10 protein-coding genes are annotated in these 9,858 nt (G+C 66.7%); 5 read left to right on the top strand and 5 right to left on the bottom strand.

From position 1 onward, the window contains the following. Window positions 1-782 (top strand): hypothetical protein (locus RhoFasB10_RS15030; RefSeq protein ID WP_167677019.1); only part of this gene is annotated, 782 nt, incomplete at its 5' end. 65 nt (window positions 783-847) lie between these two features. Here RhoFasB10_RS15030 and aspS read toward each other — a convergent pair. Then, on the bottom strand, window positions 848-2,647 hold the full coding sequence (aspS, locus tag RhoFasB10_RS15025; protein ID WP_167677017.1) for an aspartate--tRNA ligase: 1,800 nt from the start codon (window positions 2,645-2,647) through the stop codon (window positions 848-850). Window positions 2,648-2,813: 166 nt separating this feature from the next. Here aspS and RhoFasB10_RS15020 point away from each other — a divergent pair, with 166 nt between their 5' ends. After that, window positions 2,814-3,743: a neutral zinc metallopeptidase gene (locus tag RhoFasB10_RS15020; RefSeq protein ID WP_167677015.1), complete on the top strand. Its 930-nt coding sequence runs from the start codon at window positions 2,814-2,816 to the stop codon at window positions 3,741-3,743. A 4-nt stretch (window positions 3,744-3,747) separates the two neighbouring features. Here the strand turns inward: RhoFasB10_RS15020 and RhoFasB10_RS15015 are convergent, their stop codons facing one another. Continuing rightward, window positions 3,748-4,779 carry an Rv2578c family radical SAM protein gene (locus RhoFasB10_RS15015; protein ID WP_167677014.1) on the bottom strand — a complete coding sequence of 344 codons (1,032 nt, stop codon included), beginning with the start codon at window positions 4,777-4,779 and terminating at the stop codon, window positions 3,748-3,750. A gap of 108 nt (window positions 4,780-4,887) precedes the next feature. Between RhoFasB10_RS15015 and RhoFasB10_RS15010 the strand changes: the two genes are divergently transcribed. Further along, a complete protein-coding gene (locus RhoFasB10_RS15010) occupies window positions 4,888-5,355 on the top strand; it encodes a DUF3237 family protein (protein ID WP_167677012.1) in 468 nt (155 codons plus the stop codon). Window positions 5,356-5,360: 5 nt separating this feature from the next. On the opposite strand, the gene RhoFasB10_RS15005 is transcribed toward RhoFasB10_RS15010, so the two are convergent. From RhoFasB10_RS15005 to RhoFasB10_RS14995, 3 genes are read right to left on the bottom strand one after another with little or no spacing between them, the layout of a single operon-like run. After that, entirely contained in the window at window positions 5,361-5,999 is a 639-nt protein-coding gene (locus RhoFasB10_RS15005) for a hypothetical protein (RefSeq protein ID WP_068424347.1), read from the bottom strand. Then, a complete protein-coding gene (gene hisS / locus RhoFasB10_RS15000) occupies window positions 5,989-7,260 on the bottom strand; it encodes a histidine--tRNA ligase (protein WP_068425955.1) in 1,272 nt (423 codons plus the stop codon). Before hisS ends, RhoFasB10_RS15005 begins: the two co-directional genes overlap by 11 nt. A 2-nt stretch (window positions 7,261-7,262) precedes the next feature. Beyond that, complete coding sequence (locus tag RhoFasB10_RS14995; RefSeq protein ID WP_167677010.1) at window positions 7,263-7,955, bottom strand: MBL fold metallo-hydrolase; 693 nt, start codon at window positions 7,953-7,955, stop codon at window positions 7,263-7,265. A gap of 173 nt (window positions 7,956-8,128) precedes the next feature. Between RhoFasB10_RS14995 and RhoFasB10_RS14990 the strand changes: the two genes are divergently transcribed. Then, window positions 8,129-8,992 carry a peptidylprolyl isomerase gene (locus RhoFasB10_RS14990; protein ID WP_068424353.1) on the top strand — a complete coding sequence of 288 codons (864 nt, stop codon included), beginning with the start codon at window positions 8,129-8,131 and terminating at the stop codon, window positions 8,990-8,992. Continuing rightward, a complete protein-coding gene (locus RhoFasB10_RS14985; protein WP_068424354.1) occupies window positions 8,992-9,795 on the top strand; it encodes a peptidylprolyl isomerase in 804 nt (267 codons plus the stop codon). Before RhoFasB10_RS14990 ends, RhoFasB10_RS14985 begins: the two co-directional genes overlap by 1 nt. Window positions 9,796-9,858 lie beyond the last annotated feature (63 nt).

The following is a 9,858-nucleotide window of genomic DNA, read 5'->3' as shown; positions in this document are numbered from 1 at the left end:
GCGGCTACCCGCCCCCTCCCGGCAATTATCCACCGCCTCCTGGTAACTACCCGCCGCCTCCTGGTAACTACCCGCCGCCGCCCGGGAACTACGGACCCGGCAACTACGGCGCAGGAAACTACGGCGGAGGAAACTACCGCGGCGTGCCGACGACGTTGAGCGTCGGCGACGCGGTGTCCTTCGGCTGGAATCGATTCAAGGACAACGCCGGAGTCTGGATCGGTATCGCGGTGATCGCCGCGGTCATCCAGATCGTGATCAACCTGATCTTCGGCGGTACCGACACGTCAGGAGATCTCTCGGCCGGGTTCGGCGCCCTGGCCATCATCGGCACGGTGATCAGCACCGTCGTCGGCTACCTCATTCAGGCGTCCCTCATTCGCGGCGCCCTGCACGAGGTCGACGGCAACAAGCCCGCGATCGGGTCGTTCTTCCAGTTCGGCAACGTGGCCGCGATCATTCTCGCGAGCTTCCTCGTCGGCATCCTGGTGTTGGTCGGGTTCGTCCTGCTGATCATTCCCGGCATCATCCTGACGTTCCTGACGTGGTGGACACTTCAGTTCGTCATCGATCGCAATCAGGATGCGATCACTGCCATCAAGTCGAGCGTCAAGGCGATCTCGTCGAATGCAGGCCAGCTGATTCTGCTGGCACTGGCACTCGTCGGCATCAACATTCTCGGCGTGATTCCGTGCGGCTTGGGCCTTCTCGTCACCATCCCGATCACAATGATCGCGTCGACGTACGCGTACCGCGTCGTCTCGCAGTCCCTGCCCGCCTGACGGGTCGCGAACCGACACCGAAGCCCTCCTGCGACAGATCGCAGGAGGGCTTCGTGGTGTTCGTGTTACTCCGACGCGGCGTCCGCGTCGACCTTCTCGTCCCGCTTCTCCGGCTTCGCGTCGATACCGGATTCCTTGCGCTGCAACGGTGTGATCGGCGCAGGCGCGTCCGTCAGCGGGTCGACGCCACCGCCGGACTTCGGAAATGCGATGACCTCACGGATCGAGTCGACGCCTGCCAGCAATGCCGTGATGCGGTCCCAGCCGAACGCGATCCCGCCGTGCGGGGGCGCGCCGTAGCTGAAGGCGTCGAGCAGGAAGCCGAATTTCTCCTGCGCCTCGGCCTCGTCGATACCCATGATCGCGAAGACGCGTTCCTGAATGTCCTTGCGGTGGATACGAATACTGCCGCCGCCGATCTCGTTGCCGTTGCACACGATGTCGTAGGCGTAGGCGAGAGCCGAACCGGGATCGGTGTCGAACGTGTCCATCGACTCGGGCTTCGGCGACGTGAACGCATGGTGCACTGCGGTCCACGCGCCCGAACCGACGGCGACGTCACCGCTGGCGGTCGCGTCGGATGCGGGCTCGAACAACGGCGCGTCGACGACCCAGACGAACGCCCACGCCTTCGGGTCGATGAGGTCGAGCTTGCGGGCGATCTCGCCGCGTACCGCGCCGAGCAGGCCACGCGACGCCTTGACCGGTCCTGCGGAGAAGAAGATCGCGTCACCGGGCGCGGCACCGACGTGCGCTGCGATGCCGTCGCGTTCGGCGTCGGTGAGGTTCTTGGCGACGGGTCCGCCGAGAGTTCCGTCCTCGGCGACGAGGACGTACGCCAGACCTTTGTGTCCGCGCTGCTTTGCGAATTCCTGCCATTTGTCGAGCTGCTTACGCGGCTGCGACGCACCGCCCGGCATCACGACGGCGCCGACGTACGGCGCCTGGAAGACGCGGAACGTGGTGTCGGAGAAGAAATCCGTGCACTCGACGAGTTCGATGTCGAAGCGAAGGTCCGGCTTGTCCGAACCGTAGCGACGCATCGCCTCGGCGTAGGTGATGCGAGGAATCGCCGACGTGAACTCGTGTCCGACGAGCTTCCACAGCGCGGCGAGGATTTCCTCGGCGAGCAGAATCACGTCGTCCTGCGTGACGAAGCTCATCTCGATGTCGAGCTGCGTGAATTCCGGCTGCCGATCGGCGCGGAAGTCCTCGTCTCGATAGCAGCGCGCGATCTGGTAGTACCGCTCGATGCCGCCGACCATCAGCAGCTGCTTGAACAGCTGGGGGCTCTGCGGCAGAGCGTAGAAGCTTCCGGGCTGCAACCGTGCGGGCACCAGGAAGTCGCGGGCACCCTCGGGCGTCGACCGAGTCAGCGTCGGTGTCTCGACCTCGACGAATTCGTGGTGCGCCAGAACACCGCGCGCCGCCGCGTTGACGTGCGAGCGCAGACGAATGGCGTGACCCGGGCCCTCGCGGCGCAGATCCAGGTAGCGGTACTTCAGGCGCGCTTCCTCACCCGGCTGGTCGTCCAGCTGGAACGGCAGCGGTGCGCTCTCGGACAGCACCTCGATGTCGGTCGCATCGACCTCGATCGCGCCGGTGGGAATCTCGTAGTTCTGGTTGCCCTCGGGACGCTCTTCGACCTTGCCGACGACCTTGACCACGTACTCGGCGCGCAGACGGTGTGCCTTCTCGGCAACGTCGCCCTCGCGGAACACGACCTGCGCGACGCCGGAAGCATCACGGAGGTCGATGAAGATGACACCTCCGTGATCGCGACGACGCGCCACCCAACCCGTCAGTGTGACTGTTCGATCGACGTGCTCGGCTCTGAGGGAGCCGGCGAGGTGGGTGCGCAGCACGGGTTTCCTTTCGAAAAAATGGGGTCGAGAGTGTTCGTCGAGTACCGATCCTACGGAGACACGTACCCGGACCGGAAACGGATACCTCGCCCGCATGGGAAGCTGCTACTCGACCGACGGTTCATCCGACTCCGTCGGGGCACGGACTCCGCGAGAGGATTGGGCGATGACGTTCAGAGAAGGCGCCAGGATGCAGCCCGGCCGCGTGTCGGTCGGCGGCGGCGGTGGCGGCCGCGGAGGCAAGATCGCACTCGGCGGTGGTGCAGGCGGACTCGTCATCCTGGTGCTCGCGCTGCTGTTCGGCGGCGACCCCGGCTCGCTGCTCGGCCAGCTCAGCGGATCGGCGGACAACTCGGGTCAGTACGAGTCGGGAGCGGGCACACTCGAGAACTGCGAGACCGGCGCCGACGCGAATGCGAACGTCGATTGCCGCGTCAACTTCACCGTCGGCAGCCTCGACACCGTCTGGGAATCGCAGCTACAGCCGCAGACCGGAGTCGCGTACGTCCAGCCCGCAGTGCGTCTGTTCTCCGGCTCGACCAACACCGGCTGCGGTAACGCCACGAGCGCCGTCGGCCCGTTCTACTGCCCCGCCGACTCCACCGCGTACTTCGACACGAGCTTCTTCCAGGTTCTCGTCGACCGCTTCGGGTCCAGCGGTGGCCCGTTGGCGCAGGAGTACGTCGTCGCCCACGAGGTCGGCCACCACATCCAGAACCAACTCGGCGACATCGGCCGCGCTCAGGCGGATCCGCAGGGCGCGCAATCGGGCGCGGTGCGCGTCGAACTGCAGGCCGACTGCTACGCAGGCATCTGGGCGCACCACGCTGCCGCGATCGAGGATCCGAACACCGGCGAGCCGTTCCTCGAACCCCTCACCGACGACGACATCCGCGACGCGCTGTCCGCGGCGTCGTCGGTCGGCGACGATCGAATCCAGCAAGCATCGAGCGGACGCGTCAACCCCGAGGGGTGGACGCACGGCTCGTCCGAACAGCGTCAACAGTGGTTCCTGGCCGGCTACCGCACCGGGCAGGTAGCCGCCTGCGACACGTTCTCCGCGCGTGACCTCGATGCGCCTCCGGCTCTGAGATGACGCGTCAGAACAGAGTCAGCGCGGGCGTTCGAGCGTCCGCTGCCCGGCCCGGATCCGCCGGCACGTTCTCGGGCATCGACCGGGACTCTCCGACGCCGAAGCCGTGCTCGTCGAGCAGAGGGTCGATGCGCTGACGCAGCCATGCCTTGTATTCGGGCGTGACGTAGGCGCCGTGGCCGTACAGCTGTCGGTACCGACGCACCAGCGCGGGATGCTGTTCGGCGAGCCACGACAGGAACCAGTCCTTCGTGGACGACCGCAGATGCATCGGCATCGCGGAGACGGACGTGGCGCCTGCGTCGGCGAGCGCGCCGATCAACGCGTCGAGTTGGCGGGCACCGTCGGTGAGGAACGGAATGACGGGCGCCACCAGCACACCGCACGTCAGTCCCGCGTCGCGCACTGCCCGAATCAGGTCGAGACGCGCCCGCGGACTCGGCGTCCCCGGTTCGAGTTGCTTCTGCAGATCCGCGTCGTGGATGGCCAGACTGACGTTGATGCGCACCTCGACCTGCTGCGAGGCGAGCGTCAGCAACGGGAGGTCACGTCGCAACAACGTGCCCTTGGTGAGAATCGAGAACGGTGTACCGGACTCCGCGAGCGCGCGAATGATGCCGGGCATCAACCGATACCGGCCCTCCGCACGCTGATACGGGTCGGTGTTGGTTCCGAGCGCAACCGGCTCTCGCTTCCACGACTTGCGTGCGAGTTCCTTGCGGAGCACCGCGGCGATGTTGGTCTTGACGACGATCTGAGTGTCGAAATCCGTTCCGGCATCGAGATCGAGGTACTCGTGCGTCGGCCGAGCGAAGCAGTAGCGGCACGCGTGCGAGCACCCGCGCGCCGGATTGACGGTCCACGTGAACGGAAGCGACGCGTCACCGCTGATCTTGTTGAGCGCACTCTTGCACAGCACCTCGTGGAACGTGATGCCCTCGAACTCGGGTGTCTGTACGCTGCGCACCAGACCCGACCGCTCCAGACCGGGAAGCGCGCCCTCGTCGGCGGCATCGAGCGTCTGACCGGACCATCGCATGCCCACTAGTCGAACATGTGTTCTAGGCCGTGTCAAGACGCCACGAATCACGACGGGAAGATAGCGTGTACCCGATCCCTTTCGTCGCCCCGAGGAGCGTTCCCCCACGTGTCTGCACCCATCGCGCCCACTCTCGAACCCATTCTCCGCCTTGGCCTGACGCTCGGCGTTCCGATCGACGTCGGCAGCGTTCCCGGCGGTGCGCGCGTCGTGACTCCGATCCTCGGCGGTGCCGCGCCTGGCCCGGACATCGAAGGGACACTTGCGGGTTCGGCGTCCGTCTTCGGGGTGACACGCCCGGACGGCTGCACCGAATTCAGTGCCGAGCTGACGTTGGAACTGACCGACGGCGGTTATCTGTCGCTGACGTACCGGGGCTTTCAGTTCGGGCCTGCCGAGGTGATCGAATCGCTGAACGGAACCGAGGAAGTCGACCCCGCGACGTACTACTTCCGCGGCACACTCGACATCGCGACATCGGTGCCGCAGTTCACTTACTTGAACCGTGCTCTCGTCGTGACGTCGGGTACCAGGTCGGCCGAATCCGTTGTCCTCGACGCCTTTTTGGTGACGTAGACCCGTCAGCTCGACAAGCCTGCCACTTCACGATCGGTGAGGGTGGCCATCGGCGTCCGCCCGGCTTCCCTCACCAGCTCGATCGCACGGTACAGCGGGCGTTCGTTCAGGCCCGCGTCCCGTGCCTCCGCCTTGAGTTGGTCGACGAGGACCGACGCGACCGCAGCCGCGGGAACCAGCTCGCTCGTCCACAACGCGTCGGCGAGCGCCCGTAGCGACAGAATCGGCAGCTCGCGGCCGCCGCCCTGGGTGTAGAGAGCGAGCGGGATCGAGACGCGAGTTCGCCCGTCGTACAGGCGAAGCGAGATCTGATCGATGCGCGCGGTGCGTACTTGGACCTCCGCCGAGACGAGCGTGGGTACGTCGAGCGCCCGCGTGCGGACGGCGCCACGCGCATGCAGGGTCGTGCCGTCGAGCCACAGGCGTCGACGCAGCCCCACCCACGCCGATCCCGCTGCCGGGACCGCGACCACGACGCCGAGGACGACCGCGACCGCAACGGGCAGAAAGAAACTCGCGATCACGGCAAGCAGGACGCCGACGACGACGGCGCCGACGGCCACCTTGCGCAGGCGTGGCGCGATCAGTTCGGCCGGTACGAGATCGAGGTCGACGTGATCGGCGCCCCGGCCGTCAGCCGGCAAGTTCGGACTCCAACACGGCGACGACGTCGGCCAGCGGCGTTTCCTTCTGCTCACCGGTCGACAGATCCTTGACGACCACGACGCGTTCGGCCAGTTCCTTGTCGCCCAGAACCAACGCGTAGCGCGCGCCGGACCGGTCGGCGGCCTTCATCGCACCCTTGACTCCGCGGTTGCCGTACGCCAGATCGACGCTGATGTTCTTGGTCCGCAGCTGTCCGGCGATCGCCACGAGCTGAGCCTTCGCGTCGGTTCCGAGCGGCACTCCGAACACCTCGCAACGCGCCGCGGAACCGGCCGACTTGCCCTCGGCGGCGAGAGCGAGCATGGTGCGGTCGACGCCGAGCCCGAAACCGATACCCGACAACTCCTGACCGCCGAGCTGGGCCATCAGTCCGTCGTAGCGGCCGCCGCCCCCGATGCCGGACTGCGCCCCGAGGCCGTCGTGGACGAATTCGAACGTCGTCTTGGTGTAGTAGTCCAGGCCGCGGACCATACGTGGATTGACGACGTACGGGACCTTCAACGCGTCGAGGTGTCCGAGGACCTCGTCGAAGTGCGCCTTGGCGGTCTCGGACAGGTGATCGAGCATGAGCGGTGCGTCGGCGGTCATCTCACGCACGTCGGGCCGCTTGTCGTCCAGCACGCGCAACGGGTTGATCTCGGCGCGCTTACGCGTCTCGGGGTCGAGCGGAAGCGCGAACAGGAACTGCTGCAACAGCTCTCGATACTGCGGTCGGCACGTGTCGTCGCCGAGCGAGGTGATCTCCAGCCGGAAATCGGTCAGCCCGAGGCTGCGGAACCCCGCGTCGGCGACGGCGACGACCTCGGCGTCGAGTGCAGGGTCGTCGACGCCGATGGCCTCCACGCCGACCTGCTGCAGCTGCCGGTAGCGACCTGCCTGCGGACGTTCGTACCGGAAGAACGGTCCTGCGTACGCGAGCTTGACGGGGAGCGCGCCGCGATCGAGTCCGTGCTCGATGACCGCACGCATCACGCCGGCTGTCCCCTCGGGGCGCAGCGTGACGGACCGGTCACCGCGGTCCGCGAACGTGTACATCTCCTTGCTGACGACGTCCGTCGACTCGCCGACGCCGCGCGCGAACAATCCGGTGTCCTCGAATATCGGCAGTTCGATGTGTCCGTATCCGGCGTTGCGGGCTGCATTCAGCAGGCCCTCGCGGACGGCGACGAACTCGGCCGAGTTCGGAGGAACGTAGTCGGGAATGCCCTTGGGCGCAGAGAACGTAGACGGCTTGCTCACGGTCACAGTGTTCCTTGTTCGGGGCCGGACAGTCCAACGAGGAAAGGGTTCGACGCCCGTTCCTGGCCGATCGTGCTCTGGCCGCCATGGCCGGGCAGGATCACCGTCTCGTCGGCCAGCGGCAACAGTGTGGTCGCGATCGAGGCCAGCAGTTGCTCGTGGTTGCCGCCGGGTAGGTCGGTGCGCCCGATCGAACCCGCGAACAACGTGTCGCCCGTCAACGCGATCGTTGCCGTGCCGTCCGGGGTGTCGACGTCGGTCGTGAAGACAACCGATCCCTGCGTGTGCCCCGGCGTGTGCAGAACCTCGAACGTGATGCCCGCGAGCTCGAGTGTGGAACCTCCGACCAGATTCTCGACCGTCTCGGGCTCGTGGAACTCCGCGTCGCCCAACAGCGCGGCGAGCGTCGGACCTGTCCCGCGCAGCGGATCGGAGAGCATGTAGCGGTCGTCGTCGTGGATGTAGGCCGGGATACCGAACTTGGCGCACACCGGTGCGACCGACCACGTGTGATCGAGATGACCGTGTGTCAACAGCACCGCGACCGGCGTCATGGACGACGAGTTCAAGAACTCGATCAACGGTTCCGCAGCATCCTGTCCGGGATCGACGACGACACATTCGGTCGCGTCGTCCTGCGCGAGGATGTAGCAGTTGGTCTGGAACATCCCCGCCGGGAATCCGGTGACGAGCACAGCACTAGCTCCTAAGGGTTGCGGCCAGGTAGTTCGTCCACAGTAATCCGGTCGTTCCTGCAGGCTCCACTCCGGCACTGTGCGCCTGTGATGCCCGTCAGTCACTTCTCAGGAAGTAATGGCACACTCACTCACGGCCGGTTTCGGCCCTGGACGAGCAGGAGGATACCGAAGTGCCCAGCAACGAGCAGCGGCGTGAGGCGGCGAAAAGGAAACTCGAGCGGCAGCTCGAACGCCGTGCCGAGCGTGCGAAGAAGCGCAAGCAGCTGACGATCGCAGGATCCGTACTGGGCGTCGTCGTGGTGGTCGGAGCGGTCGCCGTGGTGTTCGCGTTGACCCGAGGCGGCGACGACGAGTCGGAGACCACCACCGCGTCCGCTACGCCGTCCTCGGACACGCTCATCGCCGACGGCCGGTCCGAGCCGCTGCCCGACACCGTGACCTGCGCCTACCCTGCGTCGGCACAGCCCGCGGCCAAGGAGAACACTCCCCCGCGCACCGACGGCGTTCCGACGTCGGACGAACCGCTGAGCTACAGCATGGCGACGTCGCAGGGCAACATCGGCCTGACCCTGAACAACCCCAAGTCCCCGTGCACCGTGAACAGCTTCGTCTCCCTGGCCAATCAGGGCTACTTCGACGGCACCTCGTGCCACCGACTGACGACGAGCGCCTCGCTGAGCGTGCTCCAGTGCGGTGACCCGGCCGGTACCGGAATGGGCGGCCCCGGATACGAATTCGCCGACGAATTCCCCGCCGACCAGTTCGCCGAGGGTGACCCGGCAGCCGACGAACCGATCACGTACCCCCGTGGCACCATCGCGATGGCCAATGCCGGACCCGGCACCAACGGCAGCCAGTTCTTCCTCGTGTACGGCGACTCGACGCTTCCTCCCGCGTACACAGTGTTCGGCACCATCGACGAGACGGGACTGCAGACGTTGGACAAGATCGCAGCCGCAGGCGTGGAAGGCGGCGCCCAGGACGGCAAGCCCGCGCAGCCCGTGGACATCACGTCGATGGTGAGTGACCTGTGATGCGCCGTACCTCACCCGCAGTCCTCGCCGGCGCAGCCGCCGTCGCCCTTCTCGTGGCCGGCTGCTCGTCCGACGGTTCCGGCACCGCGTCGTCGACGACGTCCGGCTCGGCCGGCTCGACCACCTCGGCCGCGCCGACGACGGAGCAGCAGCAGCTCGACCTCAGCCGGTTCGGCGCTCTGCCCGCTGTTCCGTCACCCGAGGCGTCGACGACGACGTGCGACTACCCGGAGGCGACGCCCGCCATCAAGGACAACACCCCACCGGCGACCGACGGGGTGTCGACGCAAGGCACCGTCGACGTCGCGATCACGACGAGCCAAGGCCCGATTCAGCTGGTTCTCGACCGCGGCGAAGCTCCGTGCACCGTCAACAGTTTCACCAGTCTGGCGACGCAGAGCTACTTCGACGACACGACCTGCCACCGGCTGACCACGACGCCGGGACTCGAAGTCCTGCAGTGCGGTGACCCGTCCGGGCAGGGCAACCGCGGCCCGGGCTACGAGTTCGCGAACGAATACCCGACCACGGCATATCCCGTCGGAGATCCCGCGTCGTCGCAGCCGGTCGTGTACCCGCGTGGCACCGTCGCGATGGCGAACGCCGGTCCGGACACGAACGGAAGCCAGTTCTTCCTCGTCTACGCGGATTCCGTGTTGCCGCCGCAGTACACCGTGTTCGGCACGATCTCCGAGGAAGGACTCGCCACGCTCGACAAGGTCGCAGCGGCGGGCGTCGCGACCCCCGGTGGAGACGGTGCGCCGAACGCCGAGGTCACGCTCGAGACGGTAGTCGCGCAGTAGCGCCACGTGAGTGCGAATGTACAGCGGGCTGTACATTCGCCACTCACGGGCGGCGACGCCGCC

Source organism: Rhodococcus sp. B10 (assembly GCF_011770055.1).
Classification (GTDB): domain Bacteria; phylum Actinomycetota; class Actinomycetes; order Mycobacteriales; family Mycobacteriaceae; genus Rhodococcoides; species Rhodococcoides kyotonensis_B.
The sequence above is the reverse complement of the archived record's forward strand: the minus strand, read 5'-3'. Positions and strand labels throughout refer to the sequence as shown.

Excerpts from the sequence above, each read along its gene's own strand:
- RhoFasB10_RS15020 (WP_167677015.1), top strand. The coding sequence starts at position 2,814 with ATGACGTTCAGAGAAGGCGCCAGGATGCAGCCCGGCCGCGTGTCGGTC.
- RhoFasB10_RS15015 (WP_167677014.1), bottom strand. The coding sequence starts at position 4,779 with ATGCGATGGTCCGGTCAGACGCTCGATGCCGCCGACGAGGGCGCGCTT.
- RhoFasB10_RS14985 (WP_068424354.1), top strand. The coding sequence starts at position 8,992 with ATGCGCCGTACCTCACCCGCAGTCCTCGCCGGCGCAGCCGCCGTCGCC.